At 58.7% G+C, this 20669-nt stretch carries 21 protein-coding genes, 4 tRNA genes and 1 riboswitch; of the genes, 17 read left to right on the top strand and 8 right to left on the bottom strand.

Annotated elements, in window-relative coordinates; translation table 11 throughout:
- The first annotated feature begins 16 nt into the window (after window positions 1–16).
- From astB to astE, 3 genes are read left to right on the top strand one after another with little or no spacing between them, the layout of a single operon-like run.
- Window positions 17–1363, top strand: a complete 1347-nt coding sequence (gene astB, locus AD670_RS28650) for an N-succinylarginine dihydrolase (RefSeq protein ID WP_053140057.1) — start codon at window positions 17–19, stop codon at window positions 1361–1363.
- A 38-nt stretch (window positions 1364–1401) separates the two neighbouring features.
- Window positions 1402–1692, top strand: a complete 291-nt coding sequence (locus AD670_RS28655; protein WP_053140059.1) for a hypothetical protein — start codon at window positions 1402–1404, stop codon at window positions 1690–1692.
- An 11-nt stretch (window positions 1693–1703) separates the two neighbouring features.
- On the top strand, window positions 1704–2708 hold the full coding sequence (gene astE, locus AD670_RS28660) for a succinylglutamate desuccinylase (RefSeq protein ID WP_053140062.1): 1005 nt from the start codon (window positions 1704–1706) through the stop codon (window positions 2706–2708).
- Window positions 2709–2841: 133 nt separating this feature from the next.
- Here astE and AD670_RS28665 read toward each other — a convergent pair whose 3' ends face one another.
- Window positions 2842–3351 carry a 6,7-dimethyl-8-ribityllumazine synthase gene (locus tag AD670_RS28665; protein WP_016979790.1) on the bottom strand — a complete coding sequence of 170 codons (510 nt, stop codon included), beginning with the start codon at window positions 3349–3351 and terminating at the stop codon, window positions 2842–2844.
- 113 nt (window positions 3352–3464) lie between these two features.
- Window positions 3465–3634: riboswitch (FMN riboswitch) on the bottom strand.
- Window positions 3635–3825: 191 nt separating this feature from the next.
- Here AD670_RS28665 and ltaE point away from each other — a divergent pair.
- The 8 genes from ltaE (at window position 3826) to mgtE (ending at window position 11560) form a co-directional block, all read left to right on the top strand.
- A complete protein-coding gene (gene ltaE, locus AD670_RS28670; protein WP_053140204.1) occupies window positions 3826–4830 on the top strand; it encodes a low-specificity L-threonine aldolase in 1005 nt (334 codons plus the stop codon).
- A gap of 145 nt (window positions 4831–4975) precedes the next feature.
- Window positions 4976–7594 carry an alanine--tRNA ligase gene (alaS, locus tag AD670_RS28675; RefSeq protein ID WP_053140064.1) on the top strand — a complete coding sequence of 873 codons (2619 nt, stop codon included), beginning with the start codon at window positions 4976–4978 and terminating at the stop codon, window positions 7592–7594.
- A gap of 94 nt (window positions 7595–7688) precedes the next feature.
- Window positions 7689–8930 carry an aspartate kinase gene (locus tag AD670_RS28680; protein ID WP_053140066.1) on the top strand — a complete coding sequence of 414 codons (1242 nt, stop codon included), beginning with the start codon at window positions 7689–7691 and terminating at the stop codon, window positions 8928–8930.
- Window positions 8931–9104: 174 nt separating this feature from the next.
- A complete protein-coding gene (gene csrA / locus AD670_RS28685; protein WP_003175645.1) occupies window positions 9105–9293 on the top strand; it encodes a carbon storage regulator CsrA in 189 nt (62 codons plus the stop codon).
- A gap of 62 nt (window positions 9294–9355) precedes the next feature.
- A tRNA-Ser gene (locus tag AD670_RS28690) sits at window positions 9356–9446 on the top strand.
- A gap of 108 nt (window positions 9447–9554) precedes the next feature.
- A tRNA-Arg gene (locus AD670_RS28695) sits at window positions 9555–9631 on the top strand.
- Window positions 9632–9703: 72 nt separating this feature from the next.
- Window positions 9704–9780: transfer RNA gene (locus AD670_RS28700), tRNA-Arg, on the top strand.
- 337 nt (window positions 9781–10117) lie between these two features.
- Window positions 10118–11560, top strand: a complete 1443-nt coding sequence (mgtE, locus tag AD670_RS28705; RefSeq protein ID WP_053140068.1) for a magnesium transporter — start codon at window positions 10118–10120, stop codon at window positions 11558–11560.
- Window positions 11561–11739: 179 nt separating this feature from the next.
- Here the strand turns inward: mgtE and AD670_RS28710 are convergent, their stop codons facing one another.
- From AD670_RS28710 to AD670_RS28720, 3 genes are all read right to left on the bottom strand, one after another.
- The gene (locus tag AD670_RS28710) at window positions 11740–12066 is read right to left on the bottom strand and encodes an Arc family DNA-binding protein (RefSeq protein ID WP_003175643.1); all 327 of its coding nucleotides are present in this window, start codon (window positions 12064–12066) and stop codon (window positions 11740–11742) included.
- A gap of 390 nt (window positions 12067–12456) precedes the next feature.
- Window positions 12457–12636, bottom strand: a complete 180-nt coding sequence (locus AD670_RS28715; protein ID WP_053140069.1) for a PA3371 family protein — start codon at window positions 12634–12636, stop codon at window positions 12457–12459.
- A gap of 11 nt (window positions 12637–12647) precedes the next feature.
- Window positions 12648–12878 (bottom strand): hypothetical protein, encoded by a 231-nt coding sequence (locus AD670_RS28720; RefSeq protein WP_053140072.1) that lies wholly within the window; start codon window positions 12876–12878, stop codon window positions 12648–12650.
- Between the two features lie 330 nt (window positions 12879–13208).
- Here AD670_RS28720 and AD670_RS28725 point away from each other — a divergent pair.
- Both AD670_RS28725 and AD670_RS28730 read left to right on the top strand, forming a co-directional pair.
- Window positions 13209–13285 (top strand) — tRNA-Arg (locus tag AD670_RS28725).
- Between the two features lie 277 nt (window positions 13286–13562).
- Window positions 13563–14945 (top strand): MFS transporter, encoded by a 1383-nt coding sequence (locus AD670_RS28730; protein ID WP_053140074.1) that lies wholly within the window; start codon window positions 13563–13565, stop codon window positions 14943–14945.
- 60 nt (window positions 14946–15005) lie between these two features.
- Here AD670_RS28730 and AD670_RS28735 read toward each other — a convergent pair whose 3' ends face one another.
- The 4 genes from AD670_RS28735 to flgA form a co-directional block, all read right to left on the bottom strand.
- A complete protein-coding gene (locus AD670_RS28735; RefSeq protein ID WP_053140076.1) occupies window positions 15006–15755 on the bottom strand; it encodes a flagellar brake protein in 750 nt (249 codons plus the stop codon).
- Between the two features lie 96 nt (window positions 15756–15851).
- Window positions 15852–16322, bottom strand: coding sequence for a flagella synthesis protein FlgN (locus AD670_RS28740; RefSeq protein WP_053140078.1), 471 nt, complete (start codon window positions 16320–16322; stop codon window positions 15852–15854).
- Between the two features lie 48 nt (window positions 16323–16370).
- Complete coding sequence (gene flgM / locus AD670_RS28745; RefSeq protein ID WP_053140080.1) at window positions 16371–16694, bottom strand: flagellar biosynthesis anti-sigma factor FlgM; 324 nt, start codon at window positions 16692–16694, stop codon at window positions 16371–16373.
- A 142-nt stretch (window positions 16695–16836) separates the two neighbouring features.
- A complete protein-coding gene (gene flgA, locus AD670_RS28750; RefSeq protein WP_053140082.1) occupies window positions 16837–17601 on the bottom strand; it encodes a flagellar basal body P-ring formation chaperone FlgA in 765 nt (254 codons plus the stop codon).
- Between the two features lie 92 nt (window positions 17602–17693).
- On the opposite strand from flgA, the gene AD670_RS28755 reads away from it, so the two are divergent.
- The 4 genes from AD670_RS28755 (at window position 17694) to flgC (ending at window position 20664) form a co-directional block, all read left to right on the top strand.
- Complete coding sequence (locus AD670_RS28755) at window positions 17694–18626, top strand: chemotaxis protein CheV (protein WP_032886773.1); 933 nt, start codon at window positions 17694–17696, stop codon at window positions 18624–18626.
- Between the two features lie 44 nt (window positions 18627–18670).
- The gene (gene cheR / locus AD670_RS28760) at window positions 18671–19498 is read left to right on the top strand and encodes a protein-glutamate O-methyltransferase CheR (RefSeq protein WP_053140084.1); all 828 of its coding nucleotides are present in this window, start codon (window positions 18671–18673) and stop codon (window positions 19496–19498) included.
- Window positions 19499–19809: 311 nt separating this feature from the next.
- Window positions 19810–20217: a flagellar basal body rod protein FlgB gene (flgB, locus tag AD670_RS28765; protein ID WP_003175633.1), complete on the top strand. Its 408-nt coding sequence runs from the start codon at window positions 19810–19812 to the stop codon at window positions 20215–20217.
- 3 nt (window positions 20218–20220) lie between these two features.
- Window positions 20221–20664, top strand: a complete 444-nt coding sequence (gene flgC / locus AD670_RS28770; protein WP_053140086.1) for a flagellar basal body rod protein FlgC — start codon at window positions 20221–20223, stop codon at window positions 20662–20664.
- Window positions 20665–20669: the final 5 nt, after the last annotated feature.

The following is a 20669-nucleotide window of genomic DNA, read 5'->3' on the forward strand; positions in this document are numbered from 1 at the left end:
TCGTGGAGCCTCGCCGATGAAATCCTATGAAGTCAATTTTGACGGTCTAGTGGGGCCGACCCATAACTACGGCGGTTTGTCCTTCGGCAACGTCGCGTCCCAGAGCAACAGCCAGCAGCACTCCAACCCCAAGGAAGCGGCGTTGCAGGGCCTGCAGAAAATGAAAGCCCTGATGGACATGGGCTTTGTGCAAGGTGTGCTCGCGCCCCAGGAGCGTCCGGACGTAGCGGCGTTGCGCAACCTCGGTTTCAGCGGCACCGACGCTCAGGTCATCCAGCAGGCGGCGAAGCAGGCCATGCCGTTGTTGGTAGCGAGTTGCTCGGCATCGAGCATGTGGGTGGCCAACGCCGCCACCGTCAGCCCGAGCGCCGACACGGCAGATGGCCGCGTGCATTTCACCGCCGCCAACCTCAACTGCAAATACCACCGCAGCATCGAACACCCGACCACCAGCCGCGTGCTGGGGGCGATGTTTGCCGACCAGAAGCACTTTGCCCACCACGCCGCGTTGCCGGCGGTGGCGCAGTTCGGCGACGAAGGCGCGGCCAACCACACGCGTTTCTGCCGTGAATATGGTGAAGCGGGCGTGGAGTTTTTCGTGTTCGGGCGCAGCGCGTTCGACCCTCGTTACCCGGCCCCGCAGAAGTACCCGGCGCGCCAGACCCTCGAAGCCTCCCAGGCGGTCGCCCGCCTGCATGGCCTGAAGGATGAAGGCGTGGTCTACGCCCAGCAGAACCCGGCGGTGATCGATGCCGGCGTGTTCCACAACGACGTGATCGCGGTGGGCAACGGCGAGGTGCTGTTCTATCACGAGGATGCTTTCCTCAATACCGAACAGATGCTGGCCGAGTTACAGGGCAAGTTGGGCAAGCTGGGCGGTAACTTCCAGTCGGTGTGTGTGCCGCGTGCCCAGGTCAGCGTCGAGGACGCGGTACGTTCCTACCTGTTCAACAGCCAGTTGCTGACCCGTGCCGACGGCTCGATGCTGCTGATCGTGCCGGAAGAATGCCGCGCCAACGAGCGCGTATGGCATTACCTGCAAGGCCTGACGGCCTGCGCTGGGCTGATCCGCGAAGTGAAAGTCTTCGACCTCAAGCAAAGCATGCAGAACGGCGGCGGCCCGGCGTGCCTGCGCTTGCGCGTGGCCCTGAACGAAACCGAGCTGGCAGCGGTGAACCCAGGGGTTATCATGACCGCGCCGTTGTACGACACACTGACCCAATGGGTCGACAAGCACTACCGCGACAGCCTGCGCGAAACCGACCTGGCTGACCCGCAATTGCTGCTTGAGTGCCGGACGGCACTGGATGAACTGACGCAAATCCTTAAACTGGGCTCGGTTTATCCTTTCCAGATCAATTAACGCCACCTCTTTTTACACCCTATGGCTGAGAATTATTTATGACCACCGACACCCTGCAACTGATCCTTGAAGACACCGACGGCACCCAGCTGGAAACCTCCTGCACCCGCGTCGCCGTGGTCTGGCAGGGTAAGGAAATCTGGATCCAGCACGACGGCCGTGGCCAACTGCTGATCGGCGTGGACGTGGAAGAAGGCGACTCCGAATACGCCAACCTGCTGATGCGCCCACTGGCCACCAACCTGATGAGCCTGCAACTGGAAATGGAACCGGCCGACGTTGAAGGTGATGATGACGATCACGTCCACGGCCCAGGCTGCAACCACTAAGGAAGCTGCGTATGCTCGCCCTTGGCAAACTGCTTGAACTGACCCTCGCCGGTCGCGAACCGGCGCAAAAAATTCAACTGACTGTCGACGGCGTGCAGATGCGCTGGCTCAGCGAGGGCGCACTCGAAGTGCGCCCGCCGCAAGCAACGGACAATGGCAGCGACCTGCTGCTGTCGTCCGGCATCCATGGCAACGAAACCGCGCCGATCGAATTGCTCGACCGCCTGTTGCATGGCATCGCCCGTGGGGAGATCAAACCCCGCACCCGTATTCTGTTCCTGTTCGGCAACCCCGAGGCCATGCGCCGCGGTGAGCGTTACCTTGAACTGGACGTCAACCGGCTGTTCAACGGCCGTCACGAAAAAAACATCGGCCCCGAAGCCATGCGCGCCGCCGAGCTTGAACAGTTGGCCCGCAGCTTCTTCAGCCAGCCTGGCCGTTCGCGCCTGCATTACGACCTGCACACCGCCATTCGCGGCTCGAAGATCGAGCAGTTTGCGCTGTACCCCTGGAAGGAGGGGCGCCAGCATTCACGCCACGAACTGGCGCGCCTGAACGCTGCCGGCATGCAAGCGGTGCTGCTGCAGAACAAGGCCTCGATTACGTTCACCGCGTTTACCTACGAGCAGCTGGAGGCGGAGGCCTTTACCCTGGAACTGGGCAAGGCGCGGCCGTTCGGGCAGAACCAGGGCGTGAATGTTTCCCGCCTGGAGCTGCGCCTCAAGCAGATCATCGAAGGTACCGAGCCTGAGACTGACAGCCTGGACGGGTTGAAACTGTTCGCCGTGTCGCGGGAAATCATCAAGCACAGCGACGCGTTCCTGTTGCACTTGCCGGCGGACGTGGAAAACTTTTCGGAGTTGGAAAAGGGTTATCTGCTGGCCGAAGACGTGGCCAAGACCCGTTGGGTGATCGAGGAGGAGGGGGCGCGCATCATCTTCCCCAACCCGAAGGTGAAGAATGGTTTGCGGGCGGGAATATTGATTGTGCCGACCACGGACGTGGGCCTGGCATAGGTCTCAAGGCGTATCCGGATCCAAATGTGGGAGGGGGCTTGCCCCCGATAGCAGTGTGTCAGTCAGCTCATCTGGAGCTGAGACACCGCCATCGGGGGCAAGCCCCCTCCCATATTTTGTTTTGCAGTGTTGCTTAGACCGCTACAGCCCGTGGCTCGCTGCGACGGATCGCCCGCACCTTGTGCAGGGTGTCGGCGCACGTACGTGCAGCTTCCTGGCCCTTGTGCACGAAGTGATCGTGGAAGAACGCGTGGTGTTCGCTGCCGGCATGGAAGTGATGCGGGGTCAGGGACACCGAGAACACCGGCACTTCAGTTTCCAGCTGAACCTGCATCAGGCCGCTGACCACCGATTGGGCGACGAATTCGTGACGGTAGATCCCGCCGTCCACCACCAGCGCGGCGGCAACGATACCGGCGTAACGACCGGTCTTGGCCAGCAGCTTGGCGTGCAGGGGCATTTCAAAGGCACCGCCGACTTCGAAGAAATCGATGTCCGATTCCTGGTAGCCCTGGGCGATCATTTCGGCGAGGAAGCCTTTGCGGGATTGGTCGACAATATCCTTGTGCCAGCAGGCCTGGATAAACGCGACGCGCTCGCCGTGATGGTTTTTGCTTTTGCTGTCGATTGCGGTGGGTTGCATGTTCTGACTCCTGTTTAAGAAAAAAACAGGGCGTTATGAATCGAATGGGATTTAAGGGTACGAACCGCTGAGTCATGCAGGCATGAGTCCAGCGTGCGGCCCTTAGGTGCCAATCCCGTTCTCTCTTCATCCGGACTATGACCGTCGGCCCCGGGATCACACCGGGTCTGCTGACCTTGTCGCCGTCCTGCCTGAGCAGTTCGAGGCGCCAAGCGCTCGCGGGCTATGCACATTGCGTGCAATTACCGCCGGTGGGGAATTGCACCCCGCCCTGAGAACGTTGCCACCAGAACCCTGGCGGCGGAGAGTTTTTAACATGGTTTTTCAGAAACTGCACGAGCGCCGTATCGATAAGCTATATCGGTTTGTTTGGTTGGTATTCGATTGAGAACGCGCGGGGCTTGATATTCCGCGGCTTTGCCCGCAGTAATCATCCTCATAAGAATCTTAATGAACCCCTTCGAGGCTTGTTTCATGTCTGTGATCGACCTGCGCAGCGACACCGTGACCCAACCCACCGCCGGCATGCTCGACGCCATGGCCACCGCCGTCAGCGGCGATGACGTCTACGGCGAAGACCCCAGTGTCAACCGCCTGGAGGCCGAACTGGCCAAGCGCCTGGGCTTTGCGGCCGCGCTGTTCGTGCCCACCGGCACCATGAGCAACCTGCTGGCGCTGATGGCCCATTGTGAGCGCGGCGAGGAATACATCGTCGGCCAGCAGGCCCACACCTACAAATACGAAGGCGGTGGCGCGGCGGTGCTGGGTTCGATCCAGCCACAGCCGCTGGAAGTGCAGGCGGATGGCTCCCTTGATCTGAATCACGTGCTCGAAGCCATCAAGCCCGACGACTTCCACTTCGCCCGCACCCGCCTGCTGGCCCTGGAAAACACCATGCAGGGCAAGGTGCTGCCGCTGGACTACCTGGCGAAGGCGCGGGCGTTTACCCGCGAACACGGCCTGGCCCTGCATCTGGATGGCGCACGAATCTACAACGCGGCGGTCAAGCTTGGGGTCGATGCGCGGGAGATCGCCCAGCATTTCGACTCGGTGTCGGTGTGCCTGTCCAAGGGCCTCGGTGCGCCGATTGGCTCGGTGCTGTGCGGCTCCACGGCGTTGATCGCCAAGGCACGCCGTTTGCGCAAGATGGTCGGCGGAGGCATGCGCCAGGCCGGTTCCCTGGCGGCGGCGGGGCTCTATGCCTTGGATCACCAGGTACAACGCCTGGTCGACGACCACGCCAACGCCCAGTGGTTGGGGGATGAACTGCGCCAGGCCGGGTATTCGGTGGAGCCGGTGCAGACCAACATGGTCTACGTGCAGATCGGCGACCAGGCCCAGGCCTTGAAGGCGTTTGCTGCCGAGCGTGGGATCAAGTTGAGTGCTGCGCCGCGTCTGCGCATGGTGACTCATTTGGATGTGAGCCGGGCGCAGATCGAACAGGTGCTCGCGACATTCGTCGAATTTTCGCGCAAATGACCGTGCAGACCGTCTAATTGAACCTCTCTATCGCATAAACACGCTGTACCACCGGCAAAGGGCCGATATAATGCGGCCTTTTGCCGTCGCTCCGTCTGATGATGTTGCGCACTGGCCTTTGGCCGCAGCCTCCGTGGAAGAACCTATGAAAAGCGCAGAAATCCGTGAAGCCTTCCTTCGCTTCTTCGAAGAGCAAGGTCACACCCGTGTCTCCTCCAGCTCCTTGATCCCAGGCAATGACCCCACCCTGCTGTTCACTAACGCGGGGATGAACCAGTTCAAGGACTGCTTCCTGGGCCAGGAAAAACGCGCCTACACCCGCGCCACCAGCAGCCAGAAGTGCGTGCGTGCCGGCGGCAAGAACAGTGACCTGGAAAATGTCGGCTACACCGCCCGCCACCACACGTTCTTCGAAATGCTGGGTAACTTCAGCTTTGGTGACTATTTCAAGAAAGACGCGATTACCTTCGCCTGGACCTTCCTGACCGGCGTGTTGAAGCTGCCCAAGGAAAAGCTCTGGGTGACCGTCTACGCGACGGACGACGAAGCGTATGACATCTGGACCAAGGAAATCGGGGTGCCCGTCGAGCGCATGATTCGCATCGGCGACAACAAGGGCGCGCCTTACGCGTCCGATAACTTCTGGACCATGGGCGATACCGGCCCGTGCGGCCCATGCACCGAGATCTTCTACGATCACGGCGCCGACATCTGGGGTGGCCCACCGGGCTCGCCGGAAGAAGACGGCGACCGTTACATCGAGATCTGGAACAACGTGTTCATGCAGTTCAACCGCACCGCCGATGGCGTGTTGCATCCGCTGCCAGCGCCGTCGGTGGACACCGGCATGGGTCTGGAGCGGATCAGTGCGGTGATGCAGCACGTTCACTCCAACTACGAGATCGACCTGTTCACCAACCTGCTGAGCGCGTCGGCTGCAGCCATTGGTTGTGCCAATGAAAGCCAGTCGTCCCTCAAGGTGGTGTCGGACCACATCCGTTCCTGCGGTTTCCTGATCGCCGACGGTGTACTGCCGTCCAACGAAGGCCGTGGCTACGTGCTGCGTCGTATCATCCGTCGCGCCTGCCGTCACGGTAACAAGCTGGGCGCCACTGGCAGCTTCTTCTACAAGATCGTCGCCGCCTTGGTGGCCGAGATGGGCGACGCCTTCCCGGAACTCAAGCAACAGCAAGGCAACATCGAGCGTGTACTCAAGGCTGAGGAAGAGCAATTCTCCAAGACCCTGGAACACGGCTTGAAGATTCTGGAACAGGACTTGGCTGAGCTCAAAGGCACTGTGGTGCCGGGCGATGTCGTGTTCAAGCTGTACGACACCTATGGCTTCCCGATGGACCTGACCGCCGACATCGCCCGTGAACGCGAGTTGACCGTCGACGAGGCCGGTTTTGAGCGTGAGATGGAAGCCCAGCGCGTGCGTGCCCGTTCCGCCAGTTCCTTTGGCCTGGACTACAACACCCTGGTCAAGGTTGATGTACCCACCGAATTCACCGGTTACAAGGCGACCGTTGGCTCGGCCAAGATCGTGGCCATTTATAAAGACGGCAAGTCGGTTGACGTGTTGAGCGAAGGCGACGAGGCGGTTGTGGTCCTGGACCAGACGCCGTTCTACGCTGAATCCGGTGGCCAGGTCGGTGACTGTGGTTTCCTGAGCTCGACCTCCGGTCGCTTTGAAGTGCGCGACACCACCAAGACCGGTGGTGCGTTCCTGCATCACGGTGTGTTGGTACTGGGCAACCTGACCGTCGGTGCGCCGGTGGACACCCAGGTTGATGCCGACGTACGTCATGCCACCGCGCTGAACCACTCGGCCACCCACTTGCTGCACGCCGCGCTGCGCCAGGTGCTGGGCGAGCATGTCCAGCAGAAAGGTTCGTTGGTCGATAGCCAGCGCCTGCGTTTCGACTTCAGCCACTTCGAAGCGATCAAGCCTGAGCAGATCAAGGCCCTGGAAGACATCGTCAACGCGCAAGTACGCCAGAACACCCCGGTAGAAACCGAAGAAACCGACATCGAGACCGCCAAGGCCAAGGGCGCCATGGCGCTGTTCGGCGAGAAGTATGGCGACAACGTGCGTGTACTGAGCATGGGTGGCGACTTTTCGGTTGAGCTGTGTGGTGGTATCCATGCCAATCGCACCGGCGACATCGGCCTGCTGAAAATCATCAGCGAAGGTGGTGTGGCGTCGGGCGTACGTCGTATTGAAGCGGTGACCGGTGCTGCGGCACTGGCCTACCTGAATGCGGCTGAAGAACAACTCAAGGAAGCGGCCAGCCTGGTCAAGGGCAGCCGCGACAACCTGATCGACAAGTTGTCCGCCGTTCTGGAGCGCAACCGTGCGCTGGAGAAACAGCTGGAGCAATTGCAAGCCAAGGCCGCCAGCGCTGCGGGTGACGATCTGTCGGCTTCGGCCGTTGACGTCAAGGACGTGAAAGTCCTGGCTGCACGCCTGGACGGTCAGGACGGCAAGGCGCTGTTGGCCCTGGTCGATCAGTTGAAGAACAAGCTCGGCCGCGCAGTGATCCTGCTCGGCAGTGTCCATGAGGATAAGGTCGTGCTGGTTGCCGGTGTAACCAAAGACCTGACTGGCCAACTCAAGGCCGGTGATTTGATGAAGCAAGCCGCTGCGGCAGTAGGCGGGAAGGGCGGCGGTCGTCCGGACATGGCGCAAGGCGGTGGTGTAGACGCCAGTGCCCTGGACGCGGCCCTGGCCCTGACCGTGCCTTTTGTCGAAGCAGGTATTTAAGGCACTGTTAACCCGCCCGTGGTCTAGTCACGGGCTGTTCAGTGTTGGTTGATTGGATATTAGGCGCCCCTTTACGGGCTGAGGCGGCTTAGAAATGGCTTTGATCGTACAGAAATTTGGAGGCACCTCGGTCGGCTCTGTCGAAAGAATCGAGCAGGTGGCCGACAAGGTTAAGAAATTCCGCGATGCCGGGGATGACCTGGTCGTGGTGCTGTCGGCCATGAGCGGCGAAACCAATCGCCTGATCGAACTGGCCAAGGCAATCAGTGGCGACCAACAGCCGCTGCCACGCGAGCTGGATGTGATCGTGTCCACCGGCGAGCAGGTGACTATCGCCTTGCTGGCCATGGCGCTGAACAAGCGTGGCGTGCCGGCGGTGTCCTACACTGGCAGTCAGGTGCGCATTCTCACTGACAGCGCGCACACTAAGGCGCGCATCCTGCAGATCGATGATCAGAAAATCCGCACTGATCTGAAAGCCGGCCGTGTGGTAGTTGTAGCGGGCTTCCAGGGTGTGGACGAGCAAGGCAACATCACCACCCTCGGGCGTGGCGGTTCTGACACCACCGGTGTGGCCCTGGCTGCGGCCCTCAAGGCTGATGAGTGCCAGATCTACACCGATGTGGACGGCGTCTACACCACCGACCCGCGCGTTGTGTCCGTGGCCCAGCGCCTGGACAAGATCACCTTTGAAGAGATGCTGGAAATGGCCAGCCTCGGTTCCAAGGTGTTGCAGATCCGCGCGGTAGAGTTCGCCGGCAAGTACAACGTTCCGCTGCGCGTATTGCACAGCTTCAAAGAGGGTCCGGGCACCCTCATTACTATTGATGAAGAGGAATCCATGGAACAGCCGATCATTTCCGGCATCGCTTTCAACCGCGATGAAGCCAAGCTGACTATCCGTGGCGTGCCAGACACCCCCGGCGTGGCCTTCAAGATCCTGGGCCCGATCAGCGATGCCAATGTTGAAGTCGACATGATCGTGCAGAACGTCTCGCACGATAACACCACCGATTTCACCTTCACCGTGCACCGCAACGAGTACGATGCGGCATTGAAAATCCTGGAGAACACCGCGAGCGAAATTGGCGCCCGTGAAGTGGTCGGCGATACCAAGATTGCCAAGGTGTCGATCGTAGGCGTGGGCATGCGTTCCCATGCCGGCGTTGCCAGCCGCATGTTCGGGGCTCTGGCCAAGGAAAGCATCAATATCCAGATGATCTCTACCTCGGAAATCAAAGTCTCGGTGGTGATCGAAGAGAAGTACCTGGAGTTGGCTGTACGCGCGCTGCATACCGCTTTTGAGCTGGACGCTCCGGCCCGACAGGGCGAGTGAGGCAATGCCAGGAAGGCGCGGTAACCCGCGCCTTTCATTTTTTGTAGGGCGCATGGTGTTTTGTGTGCGCTCGACAATACTTAGGCCGTTAGGGCTATGACTATTGAGTCGTAGGTCGAACGCCTTTTTTTTGCAGACTGTTGTTCCTGAAATGAAATGCGTGAGGAGAAAGGTATGCTGATTCTGACTCGTCGGTGCGCAGAAAGCCTGATTATCGGTGATGGCGAAATCACCGTGACCGTGCTCGGCGTCAAAGGCAATCAAGTACGTATCGGGGTGAATGCTCCGAAAGAGGTAGCGGTCCACCGCGAGGAAATCTACCTGCGGATCAAGAAAGAGAAGGACGAAGAACCAAGCCTTTAATTTTTATCGTTTTTTATGTTTGCAAACGGGGATGAACGTGGTTAATATACGCCCCGTGTTGCGGAGAGCTGGCCGAGTGGCCGAAGGCGCTCCCCTGCTAAGGGAGTACACCTCAAAAGGGTGTCGGGGGTTCGAATCCCCCGTTCTCCGCCATTATTTGCTTAGTACGTTGCAATCTGGTTTTTTCGTTAAGTTGTTGAAATCAAACGAAAAAATAGCTTTACATAGAGATTGAACGGCCTATAATGCGCGGCAACAAATGCACTCGTAGCTCAGCTGGATAGAGTACTCGGCTACGAACCGAGCGGTCACAGGTTCGAATCCTGTCGAGTGCACCATTTAAGAGTTAGTTGCAGCAATGCAGGTGGCTCGGCTTCAACCAGTTGTGATCTGGTCTAAAAACACAATCTGCACTCGTAGCTCAGCTGGATAGAGTACTCGGCTACGAACCGAGCGGTCACAGGTTCGAATCCTGTCGAGTGCACCATACAAACAAAAAGCCCGCCTAGTGCGGGCTTTTTGCCGTCTGGGGTTTGTGTGGGTTTTTATCTTTTCTCTTCTCTGATGTGTTTTCCATTCGCGCGGCGGCGTCGCAGTGATAGGTGCAGCCAATACTCAGCTTTGGCTCGCAAGCGCTTGTTCTTTCCAGTTTTTTGACGTTAAAAACACACGCAAGGTGTATCATTGCGCCCGTCAGCCCCGCCGGGGCTTATGGAATACCTCCATGGACTTACCCAGTAGTTACTCAGTACCCCGTTTTACCAATCATGAATTGACTGATTGATCCTTCCGGCGTGCCCCGCTGCTGGGAGTGGAGTTCGCCTATGACCGAAGTAGAAGTAAAGAAAACACAAGAAAGCCTGCAGGATCGCCTGGCGCAAGTTATCGAGCTGCTGCAGCGCCAGCGCGTGGTCGAAGATTTCACGCACCGCCAGGATGGTCCGAATAACGACCTCGTCGAAAACCTGGTCCACCGGCAAAACCTCGTCGAGTTGCAGCGCAAGCTTGATGACCTGCACTCCGCCGACGTAGCCTACATTCTCGAAGCCTTGCCGCTCGATGATCGACTGACCCTCTGGCAGTTGGTCAAGGCTGATCGCGACGGCGACATCCTGCTCGAAGTATCCGACTCGGTCCGTGAAACCCTGATCGCCGACATGGACGATCACGAACTCCTGGCTGCAGCCAGGGAGATGGACGCCGACGAACTGGCCGACCTCGCCCCTGAACTGCCCCGTGATGTTGTTCATGAGCTGATGGAGGCCCTCGATGGCCAGCAGCGTGAGCGCGTGCGCTCCGCGTTGTCCTACGATGAGGATCAGGTCGGCGCGCTGATGGACTTTGAGATGGTCACCATCCGCGAAGACGTCAGTCTGGAAGTGGTATTGCGTTACCTGCGCCGGCTCAAAGAGCTGCCGGGTCATACCGACAAACTGTTCGTGGTTGACTACGAAGGCATTCTCAAGGGCGTGCTGCCGATCAAGCGCCTGCTGGTAAACGATCCGGAGAAAAAAGTTGCTGACCTGATGGCCAGCGATACCGTGAGCTTTCACCCTGACGAAGATGCCTACGACGCGGCCCAGGCCTTTGAACGTTATGACTTGATCTCCGCTCCGGTGGTCGACAAGAACGGCAAGCTGATCGGCCGTCTGACCATCGACGAAATCGTCGACCTGATTCGTGAAGAGAGTGAAACCGAAGTCCTCAACATGGCGGGTTTGCGTGAAGAGGAAGATATTTTTGCATCCGTCTGGCGCTCGCTGCATAACCGTTGGGCGTGGTTGGCGGTCAATCTGATTACCGCATTTATCGCTTCCCGTGTGATCGGGCTGTTCGAGGGTTCCATCGAAAAGCTGGTGGCCTTGGCGGCGTTGATGCCGATTGTGGCCGGCATTGGTGGCAACTCGGGTAACCAGACGATCACCATGATCGTGCGGGCCATGGCGCTGGATCAGGTGAGTACCGCCAACTCTTCGCGCCTGCTGCGCAAGGAGCTGGCGGTGGGCCTTATCAACGGACTGGTGTGGGGTGGGGTGATTGGTGTGGTGGCGTACTTGCTGTACGGCAGTTGGTCCCTTGGGGTGGTCATGACCGCTGCCATGACGCTCAACCTGCTGCTGGCCGCCCTGATGGGGGTGCTGATCCCCATGACCCTGGCACGCCTTGGTCGCGACCCTGCCATGGGCGCCAGTGTGATGATCACGGCCATGACTGACAGTGGTGGCTTCTTCATCTTCCTCGGTCTGGCGACGATCTTCTTGCTTTGACCTCCTCTCTCAAGCCGGCTCCTCCGTAGGAGCTGGCTTGCCAGCGAAAATCGTCAACGATACCGCGCAAAACCTGACTACCCACGGCGCTCCCAGGTTTTTCGCGAGCAAGCTTGCTTCTACAAACTCCAGGCAAAAAAAAGCCAGCACATGGCTGGCTTCGGCTTTCAGTGGCAGATTCAGTTGGCTTCTGCGGCCGCCTCGACGTCGTGCGCGATAAGCGAGACGAGGGCATTTTGCTGGCGGTGGGAGAGCTGACGAAAACGCTGCAGCAGTTCGCGTTCGTGCAGTGACAGCTCGGGGCTGTCCAGGCGCATGCTCAACTCGTCACCCAGCGCACCTTCCTGAATAAGGCTCTGTTCCAGGCGCGCGATGATTTCGGAGTTCATGCTGCGGTGATGATTGCGAGCCACCTCGGCAATGCGTTCCCGCATTCCGTCTGGCAGACGTACGACGAACTTGTCAGCCGTACGGCTGGAATAAATTGCCTGTTTCAATGGGCGCATATATTTAACCGGTTAGTTCAGGGGAGCGGTTATTGGAATTGGCCGCAAGATGAGTGTTAAGACAAGACTCACGACCAAAGTTCAACCCGAATTGCAAAGAGGCCGCATCATGCCTCAGATTTGCCAGTTCCTTGGCGTCAATTCTGTGACAAATATTGAACTGCCTAAAGGCTTTATGCCAGCACTCATTTGCATTTTTGCGGACTGGTTGGAAAACTTTTCTGCGAGAGGGGGCGTCAGGCGATCCTCCCGCAGGCACAGGCCGCAGCAGGGTTTAAGGCCGCACATCGTATAGCAAAGTGGCCTTTTGCCCTTATCTTTAAGACTAGTGGCAATCTGCCGATTTACTAGCTCATGCGACGTAAGGTAGGGCGGGAGAGGGGGGGTGTGTCAGCGCAGAACCGGGTCGAATTTGATGCGACGCCCTACCACGAGGGTGAGCAGCAGACCGCAGGCGCAAACGCCGCTGGCAATAAGTGCGGTCGTTTGACCGTCTTGCGTGTCGGCACTCAGGCCGTACAGGCCAGTGACAGCGGTCAGGCACAGAAACAGCCAGCCAGATTTGGTCATCAGCGGATCCCTCAGAAAACCCAGTGTTCAGAGGCAGGTGCAGCCTGAGTGCCTTGAGTCAGGCGTACGGGCGCTTGTGCATTCGGTGTCATCACGGCCAGTTGCGGACGTTGTTGCAAGTGGTGAGGGACTGCCTGCTGGCTGATCTGCGCCGGGTCATTGCTGCCAGTCGATTGAAAGTGGAACATCAGCAGTGCAGCCAGGGCTAGGGTGTTGAGGGTTAACAGAATGGCACTGTTCATGGTCATGTTCTCCGCTTAACGCCGTGGCTGGCTGGATGGGTCTTGTCGGAGAAGTATTGCAGGTGTCGTGCCAAACTATTATTCCATTAAAATCAATGGTTTAAGTTTGCTTTAAGGCGTCTGAAGGTTGCAATTTGCAATGCTGGCATTTTGGGGAAGTGCATTTTGCACGATCCTGTCATGTGCCCGTATTTGCGGGGCGAAACCACGGTTGCTCCGGCAAGGATCGGCCTACACTCAAAAAGCCTACGGACGACATGACAAAACCCACCTCGGCCGTTAACATGCACGCCGTCCGTCGCAGTGCCCTTGGCCCGATGGCTGTCATTTGTCCCAGTAGCTCAATTGGATAGAGCATCCCCCTCCTAAGGGGAAGGTTGGCCGTTCGAACCGGCCCTGGGACACCAGATTCAAAGCCCCGCACAGCCTATTCTGTGCGGGGCTTTTTTGTGCGCGCTCGATCTTTTCAAACACCGGGCGAACCTTGGCGCTGATCAAGGTTCACAGCAGGTGCTGCCGGGTATTTTCTGAGGCGGTGTAACTTGAGCCTTACCCGACAGCGTCTGAGCTGTTCAAGCAAAATAATCCCCGGAAACAGCTCATACCGCCTGTCCGGAACCAACCACCCAGGACTATCATGCTGATAGCCCTGTCTCTCACCGCAAGGAGCCGCTCGGAACGCCGATGCGCCAAATCTGGAAATCTTTTCGAGCCCTTTATTTCGCCTCCTTGATGATGCTGATTGGCTCCGGCCTGCTCAGTACTTACCTGGCCTTGCGCCTGGCGGCCGACCATGTCGACAGTCTATGGGTCGGTGCGCTGATGGCGGCCAACTACTTCGGCCTGGTACTGGGCGGCAAGATCGGGCACCGCCTGATCGCCCGAGTCGGGCATATCCGTGCTTACGCCACGTGTGCCGGGATTGTCGGTGCGGCGGTGCTGGGCCATGGCCTGATCGATTGGCTGCCGGCCTGGATCGTGCTGCGGGTGATCGTGGGCCTGGGCATGATGTGCCAGTACATGGTCATCGAAAGCTGGCTCAATGAGCAGGCAGATGCCAAGCAGCGTGGCGTGGTGTTCAGCGGTTATATGATCGCTTCCTACCTCGGCCTGGTATTAGGCCAGTTGATCCTGGTGATGCATCCCCAGCTTGGTCTTGAGCTGCTGATGCTGGTAGCACTGTGCTTCGCCCTGTGCCTGGTGCCGGTGGCCATGACCCGGCGCATTCACCCGGCGGCCTTGCATCCTGCGCCGATGGAGCCGCGCTTCTTTATCAAGCGCGTGCCGCAGTCGCTGAGCACGGTGTTGGGGGCGGGGTTGATCGTCGGTTCGTTCTACGGTCTGGCGCCGCTTTATGCTTCACAGCAAGGGCTGACCACCGAACAGGTAGGTCTGTTCATGGGTAGCTGCATTTTTGCCGGGCTGCTGGTGCAGTGGCCGTTGGGCTGGTTATCGGATCGCTATGATCGCGCGTTGCTGATCCGCTGCTTCGCCTTGTGCCTGGCGGTAGCTGCGCTGCCGTTGGCGATCATGACCCAAGTGCCGCTGGAAGTGCTGTTTGTGGCAGGCTTCTTGTGTTCTCTCGTACAGTTTTGCCTGTATCCATTGGCGGTGGCGTTTTCCAACGACCATGTGGAAGGCGATCGCCGGGTATCGCTGACGGCCATGCTGTTGGTGACCTATGGTGTCGGCGCCAGCATCGGACCGTTGCTGGCGGGTGTGGTGATGAAGCTGTTCGGCAGCCAGATGCTGTACGCATTTTTCAGCCTGTGCGCGCTGATCCTGGTGTGGCGCATCCGGCCTAAGGCAGTGACCAACCTGCATCAGGTGGAAGACGCCCCTCTGCATCACGTGGCAATGCCCGACAGTATGTCGAGTTCGCCGCTGGTGGCCGCGCTGGACCCGCGTGTCGATGAGCAGGTGGTGCAGGAGCAGATGCAAACTGCCCCCGATCCGGAGCCGCAGGTCGATCCTGCGCCGCCCGTGGATGAGCCAGCCTTCGAAGGGCCACCCGAGCCCTTGGGGCCGGACGAGCATCCTCATGAATTGAGCAGGGCGCGCCCCTGAATGCAAAAACGGGCAGATCCCCAAAGGATCTGCCCGTTTTTTTATCGCGATCTTTAGAGATTAAAAATCGTCGTCCTTGTCGAAGCGTCGCGCTTCACGCTGCAACTGGTACACAAAACGCTCGACCTGGCGCTGTACCAGGCCACTCATGTTGTGGAAGCGCACACCGGCGAAGGTGGTGTTGATCTTGTCTTCGAAGTGCAGGTAACGCAGCTCGACCGAGGTGGTCATGCTGCCAAACGGCAGTGCGGCGATAAATCGGTCGTAGACCTGGCCCAGTTGCAGGCGCTCGGAAATATCGCCTTCAAAGCGCAATTTGCAGCCGGTGGCGGAAATATCCAGCAATTTGCCGTTGACCGGCGCCTTGAGTTTTTCGCCACCGAGTTCGATGTTCACCAGTTGCGCCAGCTTCAGTGCGGCGCGGAAGGCGTTGCGGCGCTGATGGTAGACCACCTCGTCCGGCAGGCTGCCGGTGTAGATACGGTGGCCGTCTTTTTCGCTGATGCTCAGGGTGCCTTTGCTTTCCCAGGCGACGCGTACGCCATCATGAAAACCTTCGATGCGAAAGGGTTCGCCGCTTTCGAGGTGGCGCTCGCCATCGCGGGGGATCATTTCGTCCAGCGCCAGCGTGTTGCCTTCGCGGTTGACGTCGACCAGATAGCTCTGGAAGCGTTGGCTGCGTTCGTGGAAGGTGATGATCAGCGGATCATGGCTGTCTTGCAGCATCCGCAAGGTGCCGGCGATTTCCAGAGGCGTGGTGAGGACCTTGGGGGGCTGCGGGGCATCTTCCGCATTAAGGGCGTTGAACACGGTTCTTCCATCTCCAGACAAAATACGACTACACGCAAGAACCGGCATTTTGCCAGCATGTGGCGCGCCTTGGATAGGGCACGCGGTAAACCGGTGTCAGGCTTGGCTGCGGGTACTTGGCTTGACCAGGCGCGAGGTGGAGCCCTGGGCGTTATAAAGTGCCGGTGGCTCTCCGCCGTGGAGTATACGCAACTGGTTGGCGGTCGTAGCTTGCTGAAGCTGGATCGACTGACCGTTAAGCAGGTTGGCTTCCTGGCACTGGGCGAGCAATTGATTGAGTTCTTTACTCTGGGCCAGCAATTGATCGCCGACCGAGGAGTGGCTGGCCAACTGCGCCAGGCCGTCGTGGTCTGACGGCAGGCCAAGGCTGATGAGGATCTGGCTGCGTTTTTTGCCGTGCTGTTCCAGCAGGACAATCAACGACTGTTTGCGCGCCAGAATTTCTTCCAGCAGCGGCATATCCCGGCCATAGAGAGCCAGGGATTCTTCTTTAAGCAGCTCGAGCAGCTGTTGCGTCGGCGCTAGATCATCAATGATCAGTTGAAGCAAATGTTCGTCGTGATGCATGGCTGGCCTTGGGTTTTAAGCGTCCAAAAGCCCTGCGCAGGCCTTTGCCTAGCGCTCGGCTTCGAAGTTAAGCAGCTTGCTGGCTACACGGTTGCTGTCGACTTTATAGCTGCCATCGGCGATCGCCTGCTTCAATTCGGCCACGCGGGCTTTATTGACTACCGGTTGATCGCGCAGCGAGTCAGTGACCTTCTGCAACTGTTGAGCCTCATTGCTCAGGTGTACGGATTCCCCGCTTTGGCTGGCACTGGCCTGCTCTGCCTTGACGGGCAGCGCCGGCGCCTTGGCTTCTACGCTGTCCTTGGTGCTGGTGGTGCGCGTAGTGCCTGACGTAGTCGGGGTGTTATTTAAACGGCTGAAATCGATGACCATGATAAAAAAAACCTCTGGGTATTTGGACGCTTGCCATGTTTTCGGCCATACCCGGACAAACTTTAGGCGCAAATGACAATAAATCTCCGCACGGGACATCTCGTGCACAGTGTAGGAAAACCCAGCGTCCTGTACCAGTGATCTATAAAGCTACCTCGACTTGCCCGGGGGCCGTCACCCGCGCTTTGATCACGCGGTTGGAGTTGAGGTTCTTGACCCGAATCTGTTCGCTCATGCCGCCGTTGGACAGCGCTTCGCCCGGCATTTTCACCTGCAACCCGCCGCTGCTGGCGGAAATCACCACCTGATCACCCTTGCGAATGACCTCCGCCTGCTCCAGGTGTACCAGTGTAATCACCTGGTCGGTGACCACTGGTCGGGTCAGCTTTTGCCCGATGGCCTGGTCGAGGGAGGTCAGGTAGCCCTGGTTGATCATGCTGATGTCGCGTTCGCGCAGTGCCACATCCTCAAAGCCGATAATCCCGGTGCGTTTCAGCGGGCGGGCAACCACCACCACATCACGGAACAATTTGACCTGGGCCGGCACGAAAACGGTCCAGGGCGAGGCGCCTTCGCAGCGTACCTTGACGGTCACACGCCCGATGGGTTGGGCCGGACTTTCCAGGGAGGCTGTCAATTCCTTGTCGCACATTGGCATGCGCAGGCGCGGGTCTAATTGGCTGACTTGGATTTCATAACGTCCCGGCGTCTGGGTGGTCGCCAGATAATCTTCTACAGTGAACTCAAGAAAGCCTTGAGTGACGCCGATAAGTAGATCAGGCAAGGTGACGTTATCTGCACGGGCCGTGGTGCCCAGGCTGAAAGCAAGCAGCGCCAACGTTACGCAGAGTGTTCTGCGATACGGTGTGAGGCCAAGGCGTCGGGAAACTGTCGTTTTAATATCCATAGCCATCAAATTAGCAAAGCTCGTGCCGTTTAGTGTTGGGTGCGCGCCGCCCTTGTAGGTATAGCCAAAGGTTTTAGCGTAGGAGTCATGGCATGGCAGGAGTAATGGATTCAGTAAACCAGCGCACACAGCTGGTAGGGCAGAATCGCCTGGAGTTGTTGCTTTTTCGCCTGGATGGCAAACAGCTGTATGGCATCAACGTGTTCAAGGTGCGGGAAGTGCTGCAATGCCCCAAGCTGACGATCATGCCCAAGTCCAGCCCGGTCGTGTGCGGCGTGGCGAATATTCGTGGCGCGACTATCCCGATCCTTGACCTGGCCCTGGCCACCGGTTCGGCTGGCCTGCAGGACCGCGAGAACCCGTTCGTGATCATCACCGAGTACAACACCAAGACCCAGGGTTTCCTGGTGCGCTCGGTGGAGCGCATCGTCAACATGAACTGGGAAGAGATCCATCCGCCGCCCAAGGGCACCGGCCGCGATCACTACCTCACGGCGGTGACGCGGGTCGATAACCAGTTGGTGGAAATCATCGACGTGGAGAAGATCCTCGCCGAAGTCGCACCCACCTCGGAATCGATTTCCGTGGGTGTGGTCGATGCCGAAACGGCGCACAAAGCCGTGTCGCTGCGCGTGCTCACGGTGGATGACTCCTCGGTGGCGCGCAAGCAGGTGACCCGCTGCCTGCAAACCGTCGGTGTCGAGGTGGTGGCGCTCAATGATGGTCGCCAGGCCCTGGATTACCTGCGCAAGCTGGTGGATGAAGGCAAGAAGCCGGAAGAAGAATTCTTGATGATGATCTCTGACATCGAGATGCCGGAAATGGACGGTTACACCCTCACGGCTGAGATACGCAGCGATCCACGCATGCAAAAACTGCATATCATCCTGCATACTTCGTTGTCGGGCGTATTCAATCAGGCGATGGTCAAGAAAGTCGGTGCCGATGACTTCCTGGCCAAATTCCGCCCTGATGACCTGGCATCCCGGGTAGTCGACCGGATCAAGGCAGCAGATCACAGCTAGGGGGCTTTCCCCCTGGCGGTCATACGATTTTAGAGGCGGTATCAGTGTCTACGGGTAATTTGGATTTTGAACAGTTCCGGGTCTTCCTGGAAAAAGCCTGTGGCATATTGCTCGGTGAGAACAAGCAATACCTGGTATCCAGCCGTCTTAACAAACTGATGGAGCAGCAGGGCATCAAGTCCCTGGGCGAGTTGGTTCAACGGATCCAGGGGCAGCCACGCAGTGGCCTCAAGGAAATGGTGGTCGATGCCATGACCACCAACGAAACCCTGTGGTTTCGCGATACTTACCCCTTTGAAGTGCTCAAGAGCAAAGTGCTGCCGGAGGCCATCAAGGCCAGCCCGGGTCAGCGCCTGCGTATCTGGTCGGCCGCCTGCTCCTCGGGGCAGGAACCGTACTCGATTTCCATGGCCATCGATGAGTTCGAACGGACCAACATGGGCCAGTTGAAGGCCGGTGCGCAGATTGTCGCCACTGACCTGTCCGGCACCATGCTCACCAACTGCAAGACCGGCGAGTACGACAGCCTGGCCCTGGGTCGTGGCCTGTCCCAGGAACGCCTGCAGCGTTACTTCGACCCGAAAGGGGCAGGGCGTTGGGCGGTCAAGGCGCCGATCAAGAGTCGCGTGGAGTTTCGCTCGTTCAACCTGCTCGACAGCTACGCCAGCCTGGGCAAGTTCGACATGGTGTTCTGCCGCAACGTGCTGATCTACTTCTCGGCCGAGGTGAAGAAGGACATCCTGTTGCGCATCCACGGCACCCTCAAGCGTGGCGGTTACCTGTTCCTCGGTGCATCCGAGGCACTCAATGGCCTGCCGGATCATTTCCAGATGGTGCAGTGCAGCCCGGGAATCATCTACCAGGCCAAGTAATAAAGCGTACGCGGTCAAAAAAGTGGGAGGGGGCTTGCTCCCGATGGCGGTGGTTCAGTTGATGTATCTATCACTGATTCACCGCCATCGGGAGTAAGCCCCCTCCCACTTTTTTTCTGCGGCAAAGGTGTAGAAAGCGGCAACTGCCCATTGCCGCTTTACTGGCGCCACGCGGAAACCCGTTGCCGCTTTTCTGGCATTGTCGCCGGCAAGCTTCTCGCAACCCCTTGATTTACGGGGTTATCAGATATTGGCATGCGCCTTGCTATAACCCTGTTAACGAACAGCAGGTCAGCCTAAAGGTTTCCGCCATGAGCATCAGCTTCGATAAAGCGCTCGGTATCCACGAACAAGCCCTGGGCTTCCGCGCCCAGCGTGCCGAAGTCCTGGCCAACAACATTGCCAACGCCGACACCCCGAACTACAAGGCTCGGGACCTGGACTTCTCCGCCGTGCTCGCCGCACAGCAGGACAAGACCAAGAACGGCACCTTCGCCTTGAACATGACCAACAGCCGTCATATCGAAGCGCAAGGCCTGAGCAGTGGTGACGAGTCGCTGCTGTATCGCACGCCGATGCAGCCGTCGATCGACCAGAACACCGTCGACGCCCAGCTGGAGCAATCGGCCTACGCCGAGAACTCGGTGAACTTCCAGGCCAGCTTCACCCTGCTCAACAGTAAATTCAAAGGGCTGATGTCAGCCCTGCGTGGAGAGTAAGCCATGTCCCTGTCCAGTGTTTTCAATATTGCCGGCAGTGGCATGAGCGCGCAGACCACGCGCTTGAACACCGTCGCCAGTAACATCGCCAACGCCGAGACCGTGTCTTCGAGCATTGACCAGACCTACCGCGCCCGTCACCCGGTGTTCGCCACCATGTTCCAGGGCGGCCAGAACGGCGGCAGCGATTCGCTGTTCCAGGATCAGGGCGAAGCGGGCAAAGGTGTGCAGGTGCTCGGCGTCGTCGAAGACCAGAGCAACCTCGAAGCCCGTTACGAGCCGAACCATCCAGCCGCGAACGAAAAGGGTTATGTCTACTACCCGAACGTCAACGTGGTTGAGGAAATGGCCGACATGATTTCCGCCAGCCGCTCGTTCCAGACCAACGCGGAAATGATGAACACCGCCAAAACCATGATGCAGAAGGTCCTGACCCTGGGTCAGTGATAAGG

Origin of the sequence: Pseudomonas sp. MIACH (assembly GCF_001269925.1) — a bacterium.
Lineage (GTDB): Bacteria > Pseudomonadota > Gammaproteobacteria > Pseudomonadales > Pseudomonadaceae > Aquipseudomonas.

Excerpts from the sequence above, each read along its gene's own strand:
- astB (WP_053140057.1), top strand. The coding sequence starts at position 17 with ATGAAATCCTATGAAGTCAATTTTGACGGTCTAGTGGGGCCGACCCAT.
- AD670_RS28655 (WP_053140059.1), top strand. The coding sequence starts at position 1,402 with ATGACCACCGACACCCTGCAACTGATCCTTGAAGACACCGACGGCACC.
- astE (WP_053140062.1), top strand. The coding sequence starts at position 1,704 with ATGCTCGCCCTTGGCAAACTGCTTGAACTGACCCTCGCCGGTCGCGAA.
- AD670_RS28665 (WP_016979790.1), bottom strand. The coding sequence starts at position 3,351 with ATGCAACCCACCGCAATCGACAGCAAAAGCAAAAACCATCACGGCGAG.
- ltaE (WP_053140204.1), top strand. The coding sequence starts at position 3,826 with ATGTCTGTGATCGACCTGCGCAGCGACACCGTGACCCAACCCACCGCC.
- alaS (WP_053140064.1), top strand. The coding sequence starts at position 4,976 with ATGAAAAGCGCAGAAATCCGTGAAGCCTTCCTTCGCTTCTTCGAAGAG.
- AD670_RS28680 (WP_053140066.1), top strand. The coding sequence starts at position 7,689 with ATGGCTTTGATCGTACAGAAATTTGGAGGCACCTCGGTCGGCTCTGTC.
- csrA (WP_003175645.1), top strand. The coding sequence starts at position 9,105 with ATGCTGATTCTGACTCGTCGGTGCGCAGAAAGCCTGATTATCGGTGAT.
- mgtE (WP_053140068.1), top strand. The coding sequence starts at position 10,118 with ATGACCGAAGTAGAAGTAAAGAAAACACAAGAAAGCCTGCAGGATCGC.
- AD670_RS28710 (WP_003175643.1), bottom strand. The coding sequence starts at position 12,066 with ATGCGCCCATTGAAACAGGCAATTTATTCCAGCCGTACGGCTGACAAG.
- AD670_RS28715 (WP_053140069.1), bottom strand. The coding sequence starts at position 12,636 with ATGACCAAATCTGGCTGGCTGTTTCTGTGCCTGACCGCTGTCACTGGC.
- AD670_RS28720 (WP_053140072.1), bottom strand. The coding sequence starts at position 12,878 with ATGAACAGTGCCATTCTGTTAACCCTCAACACCCTAGCCCTGGCTGCA.
- AD670_RS28730 (WP_053140074.1), top strand. The coding sequence starts at position 13,563 with ATGCGCCAAATCTGGAAATCTTTTCGAGCCCTTTATTTCGCCTCCTTG.
- AD670_RS28740 (WP_053140078.1), bottom strand. The coding sequence starts at position 16,322 with ATGCATCACGACGAACATTTGCTTCAACTGATCATTGATGATCTAGCG.
- flgM (WP_053140080.1), bottom strand. The coding sequence starts at position 16,694 with ATGGTCATCGATTTCAGCCGTTTAAATAACACCCCGACTACGTCAGGC.
- flgA (WP_053140082.1), bottom strand. The coding sequence starts at position 17,601 with ATGGATATTAAAACGACAGTTTCCCGACGCCTTGGCCTCACACCGTAT.
- AD670_RS28755 (WP_032886773.1), top strand. The coding sequence starts at position 17,694 with ATGGCAGGAGTAATGGATTCAGTAAACCAGCGCACACAGCTGGTAGGG.
- flgB (WP_003175633.1), top strand. The coding sequence starts at position 19,810 with ATGAGCATCAGCTTCGATAAAGCGCTCGGTATCCACGAACAAGCCCTG.
- flgC (WP_053140086.1), top strand. The coding sequence starts at position 20,221 with ATGTCCCTGTCCAGTGTTTTCAATATTGCCGGCAGTGGCATGAGCGCG.